Consider the following 17,336-nt stretch of genomic DNA (forward strand, 5'->3'; position numbering starts at 1 on the left):
TCCCCCACCGAAGCGGGTTCATCGTTCGACTTGCATGTGTTAAGCACGCCGCCAGCGTTCGTCCTGAGCCAGGATCAAACTCTCCGTGAATGCTTCAAACCATCCACAGGAAGAGCGGAACAAGCCGGAGGAATAATCCAACCTGTTCACAGCGTCCTCGCTGTTGTGTATTCCAAAGGAACCTCAACCCACCGGAACAACCCGGCAGGTCGGGGTATCAACATATCTGGCGTTGACTTTTGGCACGCTGTTGAGTTCTCAAAGAACGGACGCTTCCTTCAAAACCGTCTCACCGGTTTCTCCGGACGTTTGCCCTTTCGGTGTCTCCGACTCTATCAGATCCGTTTCCCGGCCCGTTTCCGTGCCGTTCTTCCGAATCGGATTCCCCTGTCGGCGGGGCGCCTTCCGGCTGGTCTCTACTTTAGAGCCTTTTCCCTCCGGCTCCAAATTGAGCCGGCCGCAGAAGAAATTCGGCATGCCGAATAGACCCCTGCGAAGGGAGATCGTGCTCTCGAAGTGGTACCCGCCGGAGTGGCGAAGAGGAGTCGCCGCGAAACCAGGACGGCTTTGCGGCAACCCGATGAACCTTACGGACGGGTGACCTCCGTGTCAACTGTGAGCCCCGTCTCGGTCAACGGTCCCGCTCATCCGCCCTGATCAGGTCTTTGTGGGACAACCGTCCGTCCGTGAAGCAGAGGCGGTAGAGCAGGGAGTTGTCGAAGGTGCTGACGCGGTGGAAGCGGCACTCGTCGGTGTGTACGGGGTTCTGTGGCGCGCCGGGCGGCGCCGCCTCCGCGTCGAACTCGTACGAGGGAAGGCGCGGGAGCACGGACGAGCGGGGGTCGCCGACACGCAGCTCGCTGTAGGTGTGGTCGCTGAGTACGGACTCGTATGAGGTGTAGAGCTGATAGCCGTACATCACCACCGCCAGTACCGCGGTCGCGGCTGCCGGGATCCACAGGGCGTTCGCCATCCCGCGCCGTACCCGCCGCCGGGCTCTGGCGAGCTGCGCCCCGGAGCGGGTGGCGAGGGGCGCGGCGTCGGTTTCGGGTCTCGCCGGCGCGTTGGGGAGGTGGTCGGGGCCGAGGGGGAGCTGGGCGGTCACCTCGAAGCCGTCGGCGGACGGGAGGGGGTGTGCGCGAAAGGTGCCTCCGGCCTGGCGGACGCGTTCGTCGAGGCTGATGAGCCCGGTGCCCGCGCCCGTGCCCATACCCGTGCCCGTCATCTTCCCTGCGTGCGCCCCGGGGCGGAGGCGACCGTCCGCCGCGGGGGCGTCGTTCGTGACCGTCACGTGCACGGCGGTCCGCTTCTTCCGTAGCTGGACGGTGATCGCCGCGCCCGGTGCGTGCTTGGTGGCGTTGGTGACGGCTTCCTGGACGACGCGGTGGACGGCGCGGTCGACGAGGGGCGGGAGCAGCACCGGAGCGTCCTCGGCGTCACTCTTGGGGCTCCCGGCGGTCCCGGTGTTCCCGGCGTCCTCCCGGAGGGTGATGGCGACGCCTGAGGCGGCGGTGCGGGCGACCAGGTCGTGGACGGTTTCGGCGGTGGGGGCCGTCGTGTCCTGACGGAGGAGGCCGATGATCTGGCGGAGGCGTTCGGTGGCGTCGGCGGCGGCCTGGCGGAGCTCGGCGGCGGAGGCCCGGGCGGCGTCGTCCACACCTGGGGACACCTGGAGCGCGGCGGCGCGCACGGCGATGAGGCTGAGGTCGTGGCCGAGGGAGTCGTGCATGTCGCCGGCGATGCGGGAGCGTTCGCGCAGCCGTGCGCGGTCGGCGACGAGTTCGTGTTCGCGCTCCATGCGCGCCGCCAGGTCCCATCCGGTGGCCTGGAGGTCGTACTGCCGGCGGCGGAAGCGTCCCAGCAGCCAGGGGAATACGGCGGCGAACAGGACGGTGATGATGAGGGTGAACCAGTCCCACAGGCTGGCGTCGGGGAGGGTCAGGGCCAGAACGAGGCCGACGGCGCAGACGGCGACCGCGGCGGCGAGCGAGCGGCGCCCGTTCTCGGCGCGGCGTCCGAGGAGGAAGCTCAGGATGACGAGGGCGGGGCTGAAGGTGCTGGTGAACAGCTCGGGGGTGACGGCGAGGCCGAGGCCGGCGGGGACGGCCGCCGCCGCGACGGGGGCGCGGCGGCTGAGGAACGCGGCGGCGGCCAGCAGGGGGGCCGCGGCCACCCTGAGCCAGACCGGGACTTCGCTGAGGGTGGGGAGGGGGTAGGCGAGGAACAGCCACAGGGCCAGGTCGGCGAGGAGGGCGCGGCTGCGGGGCCGGCGCAGTGCGGCGGTGAAGCGGCCGGGGCCGGTGCGGGTGGATGCGGCGTTCACGTGCGCCACGGTACGCAGGGCCGCCGCGGGGCACACCTGACGAAAGTGGGGGAAGGCCGGGGCCGATGGTGCACTGCTCGGCGTCTGGTGTGCTCCGTACGTTCCGGGGCATGAACGAGGCGATAGTGCATGCGGTCGAGGGGTTCGTGAGTACGCCGTGGGTGTACGTGGCGCTGTTCGGGATCGCGATGCTGGACGGGTTCTTCCCCGTGGTGCCGAGCGAGACGTTGGTGATCACGCTGGGGGTGTTCGCCGCGGCGCAGGGGGATCCGGCGCTGTTCTGGGTGATCGTGGTGGCGGCGCTCGGCGCGTTCGCCGGCGACCACGTCTCGTACCTGATCGGGCGGCGCTCGGGGGCGCGGCTGACGGCGCGGCTGACGGAGGGGAGCCGCACCTGGCGGGCCTACGAGCGGGTGGGGCTGATGCTGGCCGAGCGGGGCGGTCTGGTGCTGGTGGCGGCGCGCTACATTCCGGGCGGCCGGACGGCGGCCACGCTCACCACCGGCGCGACGGGTTTTCCGCGCCGGCTGTTCACGCGGTACGACGCCGTGGCCGTGGTGAGCTGGGCCTGTTACTCGGCGGGCCTGGGCTATGTGGGCGGCGCCGCGTTCGAGGAGACGCCGCTGTACGGGGTGGCGCTCGGGCTCGCGCTGGCGTTCACGATCACGCTGGTGCACGAGGGAGTGCGCGGCCTGCGGGCGCGCGAACGCCCCGAAGGGGCGCGGGGAGCTGCGCGGCCAGCCACAACGGACGCGCAGTCCGAAGGCGACGTACAGGTGGCGCCCCCTTTCAAACCCGCCGTCAGCCCCCGAGCTCGCGGCTGCGGTCGCGTGCGGCCTCGATGGCGTCGATGAAGGCGGCGCGGACGCGGTGGTTCTCCAGCTCGCGGATGGCGTTGATGGTCGTGCCGCCGGGCGAGGTGACGTTCTCGCGCAGGGTGACGGGGTGTTCGCCGCTGTCGCGGAGCATGGTGGCGGCGCCGACGGCGGCCTGGACGATCAGCTCGTGCGCCTTGTCGCGGGGCAGGCCGAGCTGGATGCCGGCGTCGGTCATGGCCTCGACGAGGAAGAAGAAGTAGGCGGGGCCCGAGCCGGAGAGGGCGGTGGCGGCGTCCTGCTGGCTCTCGGGCAGGCGGAGGGTCTTGCCGACGCCGCCGAAGATCTCCTCGGCGAGGGCGAGATGGTCCTCGGTGGCGTGCGTGCCGCCGGAGATGACGGACATGGCCTCGTCGACGAGGGCCGGGGTGTTGGCCATGACGCGGATGACGGGCGTGCCCTCGGTCAGCCGCTGTTCGAGGTAGCGGGTGGTGATGCCGGCGGCGCCGCTGATGACCAGCCGGCCGGCGGGCACGTGGGGGGCCAGCTCGTCCACGAGCGCGCCCATGTCCTGGGGCTTGGGCGTGAGGATGAGGGTGTCGGCCGCCTTGGCCGCCTCGGCGTTGCCGACCGGTTCGACGCCGTAGCGCTCCCGCAGTTCGGCCGCGCGTTCGGGGCGTCGCGTGGTGACCAGGAGGCGGGAGGGCGACCAGCCGCCTCGGAGCATGCCGGAGAGCAGGGCCTCTCCGATCTTGCCGGTGCCGAGGACCGCGACGTTCTGGGTGGTCATGGAGTGGTTCACCTCGTGCCTCGTCGTGCTGGTTGAGCCCGGCTGTGCCGTTGCCGGTCGTGGCCGGTGGTGCCTCGTCACGGGGGCGTGGCACCGGCGGGGCCGTCCATCCTCGCACCGGGGCGGCTCACGCGGTGCGGCGGCGCAGGGTGGCGGCGCCGAGGGCGAGGACCAGGAGCGCGCTGCCGGCGACGACGCCGATGTCGCGGACGAAGTCGCCGGTGGCCTCGGAGTGGTGCAGGACCTCCGTCATGCCGTCGACGGCGTAGGACATGGGCAGCACGTTCGAGATCCCCTCCAGGACGGGCTGCATGCTGCCGCGGGGGGCGAACAGGCCGCACAGCAGGATCTGCGGAAAGATCATCGCGGGCATGAACTGGACGACCTGGAACTCGGAGGCGGCGAAGGCCGAGACGAACAGTCCGAGGGCGGTGCCCAGGAGCGCGTCGAGCAGGGCGACGAGGAGCAGCAGCCAGGGCGAGCCCGCGATGTCCAGGTCCAGGAACCAGATGGCGACGCCGGTGGCGAGCGCGGCCTGGACGACGGCCAGCAGGCCGAAGGCGAGCGCGTAGCCGACGATCAGGTCGCCTTTGCCCAGCGGCATGGACAGCAGCCGCTCCAGGGTGCCGGAGGTGCGCTCGCGCAGGGTGGCGATGGAGGTGACCAGGAACATCGTCACGAGCGGGAAGATGCCCAGCAGGGACGCGCCGATGCTGTCGAAGGCGCGGCGGTCGGCGTCGAAGACGTAGTACAGCAGGACGAGCAGCAGGATCGGGACGAGCAGCAGCAGCGCGATCGTGCGGGGATCGTGGCCGAGTTGGCGCAGGACGCGGCGTGCGGTGGCGAGTGTGCGGGAGGCGTTCATGGTGCTCCTCGCGGTCGGTCGGTGGGGTCAGGGGGTGGAGTCCTCTGCGGCGCGGGCCGCGTCGACGAGGGCGAGGAAGGCTTCCTCGACGGTGTCGCTGCCGGTCTGCTCCCTGAGCGCCCGCGGGGTGTCGGCGGCCAGCAGCGTGCCGTCCCGTACGAGGAGCAGGTGTGCGCAGCGGTCCGCCTCGTCCATGACGTGGGAGGAGATCAGCAGGGTGGTGCCGTGGGCGGCGAGGCGGTGGAAGAGGTCCCACAGGTCGCGGCGGAGCACCGGGTCGAGGCCGACGGTGGGTTCGTCGAGCACCAGGAGTTCGGGGGCGCCGAGCAGGGCGACGGCCAGCGAGACGCGGGAGGCCTGGCCGCCGGAGAGGTTGCCCGCCAGGTCGTCGGCGTGCGAGGTGAGGTCGACGTCGGTGAGGGCCTGGGTGACGGCGGCGGCTCGCCGGGAGCGGGGGATGCCGAGGACTGCGGCGTAGTAGTCGAGGTTCTGGCGCGCGCTCAGGTCGCCGTAGACGGAGGGTGCCTGGGTGACGTAGCCGACGCGGGAGCGCAGCCCGGCCGATCCCGCGGGGCTGCCGAGGACGTCCAGGGTGCCGGTGACCTTGGCCTGGGTGCCGACGATCGCGCGGATGAGGGTGGATTTCCCGCTGCCGGAGGGGCCGAGGAGGCCGGTGACGGTGCCGGGGGCGACGTCGAAGGAGAGGGCGTCGAGGACGCGCCGGGTGCCGCGGACGACGGTGAGGCCGCGGGCGTGGACGGCGGGATCGGGGCCCGGCCCGGTGGGTTCCGCGGGGTCGGGGGGCGGTTGTGGCGGCGGTTTATTCATCACATGTTGAATTATGGGTCGGGCGGCGCACGGGCGTCAAGAAGGCGGGACGGTCAGGGCGGCGCCCCGCCCGCCCCGCCGCGTGGTGCGCACGGCGAGCGGGGCATCGGCCGGCGGGCGACGCGCACCGCCGCCGCCTCAGACCCTCTCCGGCTCCGGCCGCGCCACCCGCTCGCCCCGGCCCGGTGCTCCCTGCCCCCGATGGCGGTCCGGGCGCCCCGGCCACCAGATGCGGGCGCCGAGGTCCAGCGCCAGCGAGGGCACCAGCACCGTGCGGACGAGGAAGGTGTCCAGCAGGACGCCGAAGCCGACCAGGACGCCCAGCTGGGCCATCGAGACCAGCGGCATGGAGGCGATCACCGCGAAGGTGGCTGCCAGCACGATCCCCGCCGAGGTGATCACGCCGCCTGTGGAGGTGAGTCCGGCCAGCACCCCCGCGGCGTGGCCCCGCCGTCCGGCCTCCTCGCGGACGCGGGTCATCAGGAAGATGTTGTAGTCGATCCCCAGGGCGACCAGGAAGACGAAGCCCATGAGCGGCAGCGAGTTGTCCACCGCGGGGAAGTCCATCAGGTGCTGGAAGATCAGGTTCGAGGCTCCCAGCGCACCGAAGTAGGACAGCACCACCGTCGCCAGCAGGAGCAGCGGTGCGACCAGCGAGCGCAGCAGCGCGACCAGGACGAGCAGGACGACGGCGAGCACGACGGGGATGACGGTCTCCAGATCGCTCTCGGCGGCCCTGCGGGTGTCCAGCGACTCGGCGGTCGTGCCGCCCACCAGCGCGTCGGCTCCGTCGACGGCGTGGACGGCGTCCCTCAGCCCGTCGACGGTGGCTTTGGCGGCGTCGCTGTCGGGTGCGTCCTCCAGGACGACGGCCAGGGAGGTCAGTCGCCCGTCGCTCGTGCGGTCCTGGGGCCTGACGGACTCGACGCCGTCCACGCCGGACGCCGCGCCGCGCACCGCCTCGCGCGCGCCGGTGCGTACCACGACGGTGGCGGGGTCGGAGGCTCCCGAGGGGAAGTGCGCCGACAGCTTCTCCTGGGCCACCACCGACTCGGGCTTGTCCTGGTACATCTCCTCGTCGGTCAGGCCCATGGTCAGTCCTGTCGCGCTGAGCGCCAGCACGGCCGTCACACCGACCGACATCAGCCACGACCAGCGCGGACGGCGCGCCAGCACGGCGCCGATCCGGGACCAGACGGTGCGCGCCTGGCGCGGCGCCGATCCGTGGCGCGGTACGAACGGCCAGAAGACCCACCGGCCCGTCGCCACCAGCAGCGCGGGCAACACCGTGACCATGGCGAACACGGCGCAGACGACACCGACCGCGCCGACCAGGCCCAGTGAGCGGGAGGAGTTGATGTCGGCGAGGGCCAGGCAGGCCAGGCCGATGGCGATGGTGGAGGCGGAGGCGAGGATCGCGGGGCCCGAGCGGCGCAGCGCGATCCGCATCGCCTCGTGCCGGTCGGCGTGGCGGTGGAGTTCCTCGCGGTAGCGGGCGATCAGCAGCAGCGCGTAGTCGGTGCCGACGCCGAAGACCAGCACCATGAGGATGCCCGCGCTCTGCGGGTCGACGGGCAGCGCGGCGTACGTGGCCAGCAGGTAGGTGGCCACCTGGGTGAGCACGGCGGCGAAGCCGACCGACAGCACGGGGAAGAGCCACAGCAGGGGGCTGCGGTAGGTGAGCAGGAGCAGCAGTGTGACGACGGCGCCGGTGGCCAGCATCAGGGTGGAGTCGAGGTTGTCGAAGACCTCGATGCTGTCGAGCAGCGATCCGGCGGGACCCCCGACGGCGACGTCGAGTCCTGGTGGCGCGTTGGCGGCCGCCACGGTGCGGATCTTCTCCAGGTCGTCGGTCATGTCGTCGTCGCCCGTCGTCAGGGGCACGACAAGCATCAGGGCCTTGCCGTCCTTCGAGGGGACGGGCCCGGTGAGCTTCTCGCCCGGCGGCACCAGCGGGGCGAACGCGGCGCGGTCGGCGCGCGCCTTGGCCGCGTCGGCCTTCGTGACGGCGGCGCCGCCGCGTGCGTAGACGGCGACCGCGGGGATGATCTCGTCCTCACCGCGGAACTTCTCCAGCGCGGTGTTGACCTGGGCCGACTCGGCGCCGCCCGGCAGAAAGGCGTTGGCGCTGCTGTCCTCGACCTCGGTGAGCTTGCCGGCCAGCGGGCCGAGCGCCAGGACGAGCAGCAGCCAGGCGGCCAGGACCAGCCACTTGCCGCGCCGGTCGCCGGGGACCGCGGCGAGACGGCGCGGCCCGCGCGGGCGGCTGACGTCCGGAGGCGGCGGGGAGAGCGCGGACATGGGTAACCTCCATGGGGTGGGTGTGGGACGCGAGGGGTTCGCGGTGACGCACGCTCACGTGTACGGCCGGGAGTTGCCGCTCCCGGCCGTACGAGCGCCTTGGACGAGGGGACGGGCCGGTTACTCGATCTCGCGCATCATCTTCTCCATCGAGGCGATCGACTGCCGCGCCTGCGTCAGCTCCTCGACGCTGCGGCGGTGCAGCTCGACGTTGTCCTCCAGCAGCTGCGCGTACTTGAGGGCCAGCTGCTTGTACTGCTGCTCCCGGGCCGCCAGCATCCGGGCCCGCCAGGTGGCGGCGAGCTGCCAGACCACGACGATCAGCAGGACGAAGACCCCGCCGGTGCCCAGCGCCGCGGCCCAGACGCCGGCCGGGTCGACCGGCGCGGCCACGGTCGTGAGGTGCTCGTTCACGTCGCTCTCTCTTTCTCGTCCGAGACCTGCTCGTCCGGCTCGGGGCCGGCTTCTTGCCGCTCGTCGGCGCTCTTGGCGGCCTGGTCCGTGAGGGTCCGCGCGGCCTCTGCGACGACCTGCGGGGTCAGCGCGTAGGCGAACGGGGACACCTCGAAGAACTTCATCGCCTTGCCGCTGTCCGACAGCTCCAGCGATCCGACCACCAGACCGGCCGCCTCCAGCCGCTGGAGGTGCATGTGCAGCAGCGGACGGCTCATGCCGATCTCACGGGCGAGCCTGCTGACGTAGTTCCGGCCCTCGGCGAGTGCCGCGAGGATCCGCATCCGGTGCGGATTGCCGAGCGCTGCCAGGATTCTCAGCAGTTCGTCTCCTGTCGGGGTCTCGATCGCGCTCACCGCGACCCCTCTCTCTTGGGTGTAAGAAGAATCTGACACGTGGCGGAACGAGGTGTCGAGGCAACAGGTGCCTTGTCCGGGACAGTTCAGGGTTCCCCCTGACACGACTGCGGGAGGGCCCCTGGGGCCCTCCCGCAGAAGAGGGTTGACGTGAACGCCTCAGCGTTCTGGGTCAGCGCCTGCGCTTCTTCTTCCTCGCCGCCGGATTGCCCGTACGGGACTGCCGCTGCCGCGCGTGCCGGGCCTGCGCCTCCTCGTACTCGGCCCGGTGCAGCCGCTCCCCCGGCGCCTCGACGCAGGTGCGCAGCGCGTAGGCGAGCAGCACGCCGATGAAGCCGATGATCCGGATGCTGTGCATCGACGACTCGGCCGACGCCTCCCGCTCGTCGGGGCGGCGGCCGTAGAAGGTCAGCGTCCGCGCGAACGCCATCGCGCTGCACACGGCGAACGCGACGACCAGCAGCACACTCGCCCAGCTGCCGATGTCGGCCACCACGACGCCCTGGTAGGCGAAGCGCAGCACGAAAGCGCCCGCGGCGGCCGCCAGCACCGCGCCGACGCCGAGGCCGACCCGGCGCAGCACGTAGCCGCCGGAGTGGTCGACCCAGGTGGTGCCGTAGAAGCGCAGTGGCTCGGGGGCCGGTTCGTGAGCGGTCGGCGCGCTGTTCTCGGGGGTCTTCGAGCGGTGAGGCACGGTTCGATTATCGCGCGCCCGGAAACGAGACCGGGCCGGACCCCGTAAGGGCCCGGCCCGGTCGCGGCGGGAGCGCCTCAGCGCTCCAGCAGGGTCACGTCCCGCACCGCGCCCCGGTCGGCGCTGGTGGCCATGGCCGCGTAGGCGCGCAGCGCCGTGGAGACCTTGCGTTCGCGGGCCGCGGGGGCGTAGCGGCCGCCCAGGGCCTCGCGCCGCGCGGCCAGCGTCTCCTCGTCCACGTCCAGCCGCATCTGCCGCCGGGGGATGTCGATGACGACGGTGTCGCCGTCCTCGACCAGCGCGATGGTGCCGCCGCCCGCCGCCTCCGGCGAGATGTGGCCGATCGACAGGCCCGACGTACCGCCCGAGAAGCGGCCGTCGGTGATCAGCGCGCACGCCTTGCCCAGGCCCCGCCCCTTGAGGAAGGAGGTCGGGTAGAGCATCTCCTGCATGCCGGGGCCGCCCTTGGGGCCCTCGTAGCGGATGACGACGACGTCGCCCTCCTTGACCGTCTTGTCGAGGATCTTCTGGACGGCCTCCTCCTGCGACTCGCACACGACGGCGGGCCCGGTGAAGGTCAGGATCGACTCGTCCACGCCCGCGGTCTTCACCACGCAGCCGTTCTCGGCGAGGTTGCCGTACAGCACCGCCAGGCCGCCCTCGGCGGAGTAGGCGTGCTCGACGTCGCGGATGCAGCCGCCCGCCGCGTCCGTATCCAGCGACTCCCACCGCTCGGACTGCGAGAACGCCTCGGCCGAGCGGACGCAGCCGGGCGCCGCGTGGAAGAGCTCCAGCGCTACGGCCGACGGCGATCCTCCGCGGATGTCCCACGTCTTGATCCACTCGGCGAGCGAGTCGGCGTGCACGGTGTGCACGTCCTCGTTCAGCAGCCCGCCCCGGTACAGCTCGCCCAGGATGGCGGGGATGCCGCCGGCGCGGTGCACGTCCTCCATGTAGTACGTGCCGCCGGGAGCGACGTTGGGGGCCACCTTGGCCAGGCAGGGCAGCTTGCGGGAGAGCTGGTCGATGTCGTGCATCGTGAAGTCCAGCCCGGCCTCCTCGGCGGCCGCCAGCAGGTGCAGGATCGTGTTGGTGGAGCCGCCCATGGCGATGTCGAGGGCCATGGCGTTCTCGAAGGCGGCGCGGGAGCCGATGTTGCGCGGCAGGACGGTCGCGTCGTCCTGGTCGTAGTAGCGCCGGGCGGCCTCCACGACCGTGCGGCCCGCCGTCTCGTACAGCTCCTTGCGCGCCGTGTGGGTGGCCAGCGTCGAGCCGTTGCCCGGCAGGGCCAGGCCGAGGGCCTCGGTGAGGCAGTTCATCGAGTTCGCGGTGAACATGCCCGAACAGGAGCCGCAGGTCGGGCAGGCGTTCTGCTCGATGCGCAGGATGTCCTCGTCGGAGACCTTGTCGTTGGCCGCCTCCGACATCGCGTCGACCAGGTCCAGCTTGCGGACCGTCCCGTTGACCAGCGTGGTCTGGCCGGCCTCCATCGGGCCGCCGGAGACGAAGACCGTGGGAACGTTCAGCCGCATCGCGGCCATCAGCATCCCCGGGGTGATCTTGTCGCAGTTGGAGATGCAGATCAGCGCGTCCGCGCAGTGCGCCTCGACCATGTACTCGACCGAGTCGGCGATCAGGTCGCGGGACGGCAGCGAGTAGAGCATGCCGCCGTGGCCCATCGCGATGCCGTCGTCCACCGCGATCGAGTTGAACTCGCGCGGGATGCCGCCCGCCGCCTTGACCGCCTCGCTGACGATGCGGCCGACCGGCTGCAAGTGGGTGTGGCCCGGCACGAACTCGGTGAAGCTGTTGGCCACCGCCACGATGGGCTTGCCGAAGTCCTCACGCGCTACGCCGGACGCCTGCATGAGGGCACGCGCCCCCGCCATGTTGCGTCCGTGGGTGACGGTGCGGGACCTCAGCTCGGGCATGGCTGCCTCTCCCTTTGAAAACGCTGGAAGCACGGAAAGCTCTGCTGAAACAAATCGTAGAAGAACCGAGGGTACGCCTCCGGCTCAAGATCCGGACATGGAGTCCGGATCCTGGACGAACCCGCCGCACCGAGCGCCCTCTGTGCCCCCGCCCTGAGCCGCCCCCGTGTCCGCGCGGGGAGCCGGGCCCGTGAGGTGCTGCTGGACGACGGGCGCCAGCCGGCCGATCACGGCGGAGACGGGCTCGGAGGCCAGCGGCTCCAGCCGGATGACGTAGCGCAGGATCGCCGTCCCCACCAGCTGCGCGGCCGCCAGGTTCACCCGCAGGCGCGCGTCGGCCTCCCCCAGGTGCGCCGCCACCCGCGCGATCAGGTTCCGGCTCAGCAGCTCGCGGAAGACGGCGGCGGCCCGCTCGTTGTTGACGGCGGAGCGGACGATGGCCAGCACGGGCTCCCGGGTGCCGCGGTCCTCCCACATGCCCAGGAACGTGCGGGTGACCGCCTCGCCCACCTCCCCCGGCGCCGCCCCCTCGATGAGGCCGGGGACGGCGAGCGCCGGCGCGAGGGCGCCCTCCACGGCCGCGGCGAACACCTGCTCCTTGGGGCCGAAGTAGTGGTGCACCAGCGCCGCGTCCACGCCGGCACCGCGTGCGATGGCCCTGACGGACGCCTTGTCGTAGCCGCGCTCGGCGAACTCGCCCCGCGCCGAGGCGAGGATCAGCTCGCGCGTGCCTGGCCCGTCCTCGCCGCCGCGGCGGGCCGGGCGGCCCCGCCCGCGCGGCGCCGCAGAGGCGTTCCCGGTCCGCTCAGCGGGCTCCCCGGGCGCGCTCGCACGTCCCTCCGCGCCGTCCTCGCCGTCGCTCTCGCGTCCCCCGGCGGGCTCCTCGGGCGCGCTCACGCGTCCCCCCGGCGGGGAGAGGCGGACCGCCCGGCTTCCGGGTCCGCCGGGGTGCGCCCCGCACCCGTTCCCGCGGGGCCCGGGGCGGCGAGGTGCAGGCGGGTGTAGGCGAGCGCCTCGGCCAGGTCCTCCTCGCGCTCGGCCGCCGACATGGCCCGGCGCGTGTTGACCTCCACGACCACGTGGCCGTCGAACCCACGAGCGGCCAGCCGCTCCAGTACCTCGGCGCACGGCTGCGAGCCGCGGCCGGGAACGAGGTGCTCGTCCTTGGCCGAACCGTTGCCGTCGGCGATGTGGACGTGGCCGAGCCGGTCGCCCATCCGCTCCACCATCGCCAGGGTGTCGTTGCGCGCGGTGGCCGTGTGCGAGAGGTCGAGGGTGAAGTGCCGGTAGTCGTTCTGGGTGGGATCCCAGTCGGGGGCGTAGGCGAGCATCTCGCGGTCGCGGTAGCGCCAGGGGTACATGTTCTCGACGGCGAACCGCACGTCGGTCTCGTCCGCCATCCGCCACACGCCGCGCTCGAACTCGCGCGCGTAGGTGCGCTGCCAGCGGAAGGGAGGGTGGACGACGACGGTGGAGGCGCCCAGCGTCTCCGCCGCGGCCCGGGCCCGCACCAGCTTCTCCCAGGGATCCTTGGCCCACACACGCTGGGTGATGAGCAGACACGGAGCGTGCACGGCCAGGATCGGGACGCCGTGGAAGTCCGAGAGGCGGCGCAGCGCGTCCACGTCCTGGCTGACCGGATCGGTCCAGACCATGACCTCGACGCCGTCGTAGCCGAGGCGCCCGGCGATCTCGAACGCCGCGGCCGTCGACTCCGGGTACACCGAGGCCGTCGACAGGGCGACCTTCGCCTGGGGAACCCGCACGCTTTCGATGCCCACCCAGCCACCCTAAGCGCGCGCCGCTCCCCGCGAGGGAGCCGGCCACTGGGAGCCCGCTCACACACCGGGGTCCCGCTCGCACCGGACGCCGCGCCCCCGCCGCCCCGCGCCTGTCGTCCCGCGCCTGTCGTCCCACCCCTCGGGCCGCGGGAGACGGTCAGCACCGAGCGGCCGCTAGGGAGTGTCTTCAAAGTAGCGGCGTCCGCCCGGAGGGCGGGCCTGGCGGTGTCTGGTGCGTGCGCTCGCAAGGCGGAGGAGGGAGTCCCTGCGTGGGGGCACCTCCCGGGGCGAGCGAAGCCGAGCCCTGGGGGAAGCGGCGACCGACGACAACGCCGCGAGCGTGCGTGCCAGGCGCCGCCAGGCAGGCGGGACTTTGAAGACACGACCTAGAGGGCCGGGAGGCGGTCGAGGCGGCGCAGGATGACGCCCTCGCGCAGCGCCCAGGGGCAGATCTCCAGCTCGTCGACGCGGAAGAGGTCCATGGCCGCCTCCGCGACGAGGGCACCGGCGAGCAGCTGACGGGCCCGGCCCTCGGAGACGCCGGGCAGCCCCGCGCGCTCCTCGGCGGGCATCGCGGCCAGCTTGGGCACCCACTCCTCCAGGCAGGTGCGGCTGAGCCCGCGCTGCGCGTACGGCCCGTCCACGCTGCGCGGCGCGCCCGCCATCCGCGCGAGCTGCTTGAACGTCTTGGAGGTGGCCACCACCCGGTCGGGCGGGCTGAGCCGGTTGAAGTCCCCGACCGTACGCGCGATCTCGGCCCGTACGTGGCGGCGGAGCGCCCTCACGTCCGCCGCGTCCGGCGGATCCCCCGGCAGCCAGCCCGCGGTGAGCCGCCCCGCACCCAGCGGCAGCGACACCGCCGCGTCCGGGTCCTCGTCGAGCCCGTAGGCGATCTCCAGCGACCCGCCGCCGATGTCGAGCACCAGCAGCCGCCCGGCCGACCAGCCGAACCAGCGCCGCACGGCCAGGAACGTCAGCCGCGCCTCGTCGGCACCGGAGAGCACCTCCAGCTTGACGCCGGTCTCCTCGGCGACCCGGCCGAGCGCGTGTTCGGCGTTGGCCGCCTCGCGCACGGCGGAGGTCGCGAACGGCAGCAGCGCCTCGACGCCCTTCTCCTCGGAGACCTCCAGCGCCTCGGCGACGGTGGCGGTCATCCTCTCCACGCCCTCGGGGCTGATGGACCCGTCGGCCTCCAGCAGCTCGGCGAGCTTGAGCGCCGCCTTGTGCGAGTACGCGGGCAGGGGACGGGCGCCGGGGTGCGCGTCCACCACGAGCAGGTGGACCGTGTTCGACCCCACATCGAGGACACCGAGTCTCATACCCAGCACGCTAGCGGCTGCGCAGCGGCCGCCGACGGGGAGCGGCGTACCGGCGGGAGGGCGAAGGCCCCGTACGCTGGTCGGTGTGGGTATGACGAAAGCGGCGAAGCAGCAGAAGCAGGGCGGCGCACGCGGGGCGCACGGCCCGGCGGCCGAGGAGCCGGCAGCGGGCGCGGCGCGGGACGAGGAGGTCGCCCTCGACTTCACCCGCGCCTGGGTCGAGTTCCCCGACCCGGCCGACGACGAACAGGTCTTCCGCTGCGACCTGACCTGGCTGACCTCCCGCTGGAACTGCTTGTTCGGCAACGGCTGCAAGGGCATCACCGAGGGCCGCGCCGAAGACGGCTGCTGCACCCTCGGCGCCCACTTCTCCGACGAGGAGGACGAGGAGCGCGTCGCCTCCCACGTGGCGCGGCTCACACCCGAGATGTGGCAGCACCACGACGTCGGCACCGGCGCGGCGGGCTGGGCGGAGGTCAACGAGGAGGGCGAGCGCCAGACGCGGCGGTGGGAGGGCGCCTGCATCTTCCACAACCGCGCCGGCTTCGAGGGCGGCACGGGATGCGCGCTGCACCTGCTCGCCCTGCGCGAGGGCCGCGAACCGCTGGAGACCAAGCCCGACGTGTGCTGGCAGGTGCCGATCCGGCGCACCTACGAGTGGGTCGAACTGCCCGACGGCGCAGAAGTGCTCTACGTCTCGATCGGCGAGTACGACCGCCGCGGCTGGGGCGGCGGCGGACACGACCTGCACTGGTGGTGCACGGCGGCACCGTCCGCGCACGGCGCGGGCCGGCCCGTCTACCTCTCCTACCGCGCCGAGTTGACCGAACTCATGGGCAAGGCCGCCTACGACCACCTGGCGGAACTGTGCGCACAGCGGCTGGCCCACCAGCTCCCCCTGATGGCCCCCCACCCGGCCACCGAGGCCCACGCCTCCACCGCCGGCACGACGGACCAGGACGCGACAGGCCAGGACACGACAGGCCGCGACACGGCGGAGCAGGACCCCCTGTCGCTGTGACGCACCGCGCCTGCGCCCCGTGACACCGCCCGCGCCGCGACGTGACGCCGGCGCGCGGCGTCGCCCTTACGACGGCGAACCGGCCTCGGTGGGCGTCGCGGACGGGCCGGCCGTCTCCGTCGGGGTGGGTGTCGGCTTCGGCGTCTCGGTCTCCGTCGGAGTGGGTGTCGGCGTCGGCTTGGGGGACGCCGGAGAGGTCGGCGTCCCCGGAATCCCCCCGGGCCCTGGCAGGCCCGGCACCGACGACGGAGGCCGGGGCACCGAGGACCCCGGCGGGTGTGCGGAGCCACGGCCTCCTGCGGTCGTCCCGACGGCCGTGGGCAGGACACCCCCGGGGCCCGTACGGCGGTGCTTGCCCACCGCCCCTCCCGTGCCCGTGCCCGTTCGCGGTTCGGACGTGCGGCGACGGTGGCCGTCGCCGCCCGCGTGGCGGCCTCTGGACCCCCAGGCGCTCTCGCGCTGCGGACGGGGAGCACCCGCGCTCCCCCGTGGCTGTTCGGGAGCGGCGGCGGAACGCTCCGCCTGGGACTCGCCGCCGTCCTGCCCACCCTGGTAGGCGGCCCAGGCGGCGAACACCGGCGCGGCCACCACGGCCGTGACGACCGTCGAGGTGAGCACACGCGCCCGCAGCCGCTCGCGCCGCGCCGCACGGTTCCGCTCGCACACGGGGAAGCCGGCCCGGTCGAAACGCGGTGCCCGCTGGGCGCGCGCGCAGTGGGCCAGCTCCACCGCCGCGTACACCGCGGAGCGCGGAGCGGCGACCACGGCGAGCGCGGCGGAGGCCGGCGCGGTACCCGGCCACGAGACGCCCGCCATGGCGCGCTCGGCGGCGCGCCGGCACTGGGGGCACTCGTCCACGTGCCGGACCAGTTCGCGGCGGAGCGCGGAGCCCATCAGCAGCCGGTCGTCCCCGGCGAGCCGCGCCACGGCGGCGCAGCCGCCGGACTCGACGACGCGCAGCGCGGCACGGGTGCGTTCCACCTCGCAGGCCGCGTTCATCAGCAGATCCTCGGCGGCGTCGGCCGGCATCGCGAGGACCGCCGCGACCTGCGCGGGCGGCAGACCGTGCCGGACGGACAGCTCCAGCGCCTCCCGCTGCGCGGGCGACGTACCCGCCGCCTCCGGCCAGGCCAGCGCGGCCAGTTCGCTCCGCCGCCGCACCCGGGCCGCCTCGTCGAGCAGTTCCCGCCCCGTGGCGGCGGGGGACGCGGGGACGGACGCGCCACCGGAGGCCACCCCGCGCCCAGCGGCGGCGGATCCGTCGTCGGAAACCGCCCCCGCGTCGCCGCCTCCGCGCTGCGTCCTGCCCGTGGCCCCGGGCCTCGCCTTGGCCTTGTGTTCGGCGAGCCGTCGGGAGCACGCCCACCGGGCCAGCGCGTAGAGCCAGGGACGGCGCAGGTGTTCGGCCTCGGGGGCGCGGCCCCTGGCGTGCTGCCGGTCGGCGAGCGCGAGAGTCTCCCCGAGCGCGAGAAGGGCGGCTTCGTGCTCGCACAGAACGGACAGACAGTAGGTGAACAGGCCGTCCAGATACGCGTCGTCGCACCGTGTGGCGGTGCTGTCGGCACGACGGTGCGTCGTCCTTTCCACCCGGTGCGCTGGCGGTGCGCCGGTGGAGTTCCTGGGGTGCTCGCGCCTGCTCGTCTTCACCCCGGCGACGGTAGGCGGATGATGGCGCTTTGCTGGACCCGTCTGCGAGGGATTACTACCTTCGGGTGACGTTGTCCTTCAAAAGGGGACACGCGCCAGGGGTTTCGCGACAACGACGTCGCAAAGGGCGCACAGGGGGCGCACCGCCCCGGTCCGGCCGACCGCGCGCGGCCCACCGTCTCGCGGGGCCGCGAGACGGGCGGCCCGGCCCC

At 73.0% G+C, this 17,336-nt stretch carries 15 protein-coding genes and 1 rRNA gene; 2 read left to right on the forward strand and 14 right to left on the reverse strand.

Annotated features, from left to right (window positions below; translation table 11 throughout):
* Positions 1–90 (reverse strand): 16S ribosomal RNA (locus DQ392_RS30760); the annotation flags it as partial.
* Between the two features lie 541 nt (positions 91–631).
* Positions 632–2,323 carry a sensor histidine kinase gene (locus DQ392_RS30770; RefSeq protein ID WP_245982170.1) on the reverse strand — a complete coding sequence of 564 codons (1,692 nt, stop codon included), beginning with the start codon at positions 2,321–2,323 and terminating at the stop codon, positions 632–634.
* 110 nt (positions 2,324–2,433) lie between these two features.
* Here DQ392_RS30770 and DQ392_RS30775 point away from each other — a divergent pair, with 110 nt between their 5' ends.
* Positions 2,434–3,177: a DedA family protein gene (locus DQ392_RS30775; protein ID WP_114019077.1), complete on the forward strand. Its 744-nt coding sequence runs from the start codon at positions 2,434–2,436 to the stop codon at positions 3,175–3,177.
* Here the strand turns inward: DQ392_RS30775 and proC are convergent.
* The 11 genes from proC to DQ392_RS30830 all read right to left on the reverse strand — a co-directional run bounded on the left by proC (position 3,125) and on the right by DQ392_RS30830 (position 14,456).
* Entirely contained in the window at positions 3,125–3,928 is an 804-nt protein-coding gene (gene proC / locus DQ392_RS30780) for a pyrroline-5-carboxylate reductase (RefSeq protein WP_114019078.1), read from the reverse strand. The two genes, DQ392_RS30775 and proC, sit on opposite strands and share 53 nt — an antisense overlap.
* Positions 3,929–4,055: 127 nt before the next feature.
* Positions 4,056–4,793, reverse strand: a complete 738-nt coding sequence (locus DQ392_RS30785) for an ABC transporter permease (protein ID WP_114018993.1) — start codon at positions 4,791–4,793, stop codon at positions 4,056–4,058.
* A gap of 27 nt (positions 4,794–4,820) precedes the next feature.
* A complete protein-coding gene (locus DQ392_RS30790) occupies positions 4,821–5,621 on the reverse strand; it encodes an ABC transporter ATP-binding protein (RefSeq protein ID WP_114018994.1) in 801 nt (266 codons plus the stop codon).
* A gap of 138 nt (positions 5,622–5,759) precedes the next feature.
* The gene (locus DQ392_RS30795; protein ID WP_114018995.1) at positions 5,760–7,922 is read right to left on the reverse strand and encodes an MMPL family transporter; all 2,163 of its coding nucleotides are present in this window, start codon (positions 7,920–7,922) and stop codon (positions 5,760–5,762) included.
* A 120-nt stretch (positions 7,923–8,042) separates the two neighbouring features.
* Positions 8,043–8,336: a hypothetical protein gene (locus DQ392_RS30800; RefSeq protein ID WP_114018996.1), complete on the reverse strand. Its 294-nt coding sequence runs from the start codon at positions 8,334–8,336 to the stop codon at positions 8,043–8,045.
* Positions 8,333–8,731, reverse strand: coding sequence for an ArsR/SmtB family transcription factor (locus tag DQ392_RS30805; protein ID WP_114018997.1), 399 nt, complete (start codon positions 8,729–8,731; stop codon positions 8,333–8,335). Before DQ392_RS30805 ends, DQ392_RS30800 begins: the two co-directional genes overlap by 4 nt.
* 172 nt (positions 8,732–8,903) lie before the next feature.
* The gene (locus DQ392_RS30810; protein ID WP_114018998.1) at positions 8,904–9,425 is read right to left on the reverse strand and encodes a hypothetical protein; all 522 of its coding nucleotides are present in this window, start codon (positions 9,423–9,425) and stop codon (positions 8,904–8,906) included.
* Between the two features lie 77 nt (positions 9,426–9,502).
* Entirely contained in the window at positions 9,503–11,356 is a 1,854-nt protein-coding gene (gene ilvD, locus DQ392_RS30815; RefSeq protein WP_114018999.1) for a dihydroxy-acid dehydratase, read from the reverse strand.
* A gap of 84 nt (positions 11,357–11,440) precedes the next feature.
* Positions 11,441–12,253, reverse strand: a complete 813-nt coding sequence (locus DQ392_RS30820) for a TetR/AcrR family transcriptional regulator (protein ID WP_114019000.1) — start codon at positions 12,251–12,253, stop codon at positions 11,441–11,443.
* Positions 12,250–13,137 carry a sugar phosphate isomerase/epimerase family protein gene (locus DQ392_RS30825; protein ID WP_245982172.1) on the reverse strand — a complete coding sequence of 296 codons (888 nt, stop codon included), beginning with the start codon at positions 13,135–13,137 and terminating at the stop codon, positions 12,250–12,252. The genes DQ392_RS30820 and DQ392_RS30825 overlap by 4 nt, the downstream gene beginning before the upstream one ends.
* A gap of 386 nt (positions 13,138–13,523) precedes the next feature.
* A complete protein-coding gene (locus DQ392_RS30830; RefSeq protein ID WP_114019001.1) occupies positions 13,524–14,456 on the reverse strand; it encodes a Ppx/GppA family phosphatase in 933 nt (310 codons plus the stop codon).
* Positions 14,457–14,541: 85 nt separating this feature from the next.
* On the opposite strand from DQ392_RS30830, the gene DQ392_RS30835 reads away from it, so the two are divergent.
* Positions 14,542–15,477, forward strand: a complete 936-nt coding sequence (locus DQ392_RS30835) for a DUF3109 family protein (RefSeq protein ID WP_245982174.1) — start codon at positions 14,542–14,544, stop codon at positions 15,475–15,477.
* A 66-nt stretch (positions 15,478–15,543) separates the two neighbouring features.
* Here DQ392_RS30835 and DQ392_RS30840 read toward each other — a convergent pair whose 3' ends face one another.
* On the reverse strand, positions 15,544–17,124 hold the full coding sequence (locus DQ392_RS30840) for a hypothetical protein (RefSeq protein WP_114019002.1): 1,581 nt from the start codon (positions 17,122–17,124) through the stop codon (positions 15,544–15,546).
* Positions 17,125–17,336 lie beyond the last annotated feature (212 nt).

Source organism: Streptomyces reniochalinae, assembly GCF_003323735.1.
In the GTDB taxonomy this organism is placed as follows: domain Bacteria; phylum Actinomycetota; class Actinomycetes; order Streptomycetales; family Streptomycetaceae; genus Streptomyces; species Streptomyces reniochalinae.

Excerpts from the sequence above, each read along its gene's own strand:
- DQ392_RS30775 (WP_114019077.1), top strand. The coding sequence starts at position 2,434 with ATGAACGAGGCGATAGTGCATGCGGTCGAGGGGTTCGTGAGTACGCCG.
- proC (WP_114019078.1), bottom strand. The coding sequence starts at position 3,928 with ATGACCACCCAGAACGTCGCGGTCCTCGGCACCGGCAAGATCGGAGAG.
- DQ392_RS30785 (WP_114018993.1), bottom strand. The coding sequence starts at position 4,793 with ATGAACGCCTCCCGCACACTCGCCACCGCACGCCGCGTCCTGCGCCAA.
- DQ392_RS30790 (WP_114018994.1), bottom strand. The coding sequence starts at position 5,621 with ATGAATAAACCGCCGCCACAACCGCCCCCCGACCCCGCGGAACCCACC.
- DQ392_RS30795 (WP_114018995.1), bottom strand. The coding sequence starts at position 7,922 with ATGTCCGCGCTCTCCCCGCCGCCTCCGGACGTCAGCCGCCCGCGCGGG.
- ilvD (WP_114018999.1), bottom strand. The coding sequence starts at position 11,356 with ATGCCCGAGCTGAGGTCCCGCACCGTCACCCACGGACGCAACATGGCG.
- DQ392_RS30830 (WP_114019001.1), bottom strand. The coding sequence starts at position 14,456 with ATGAGACTCGGTGTCCTCGATGTGGGGTCGAACACGGTCCACCTGCTC.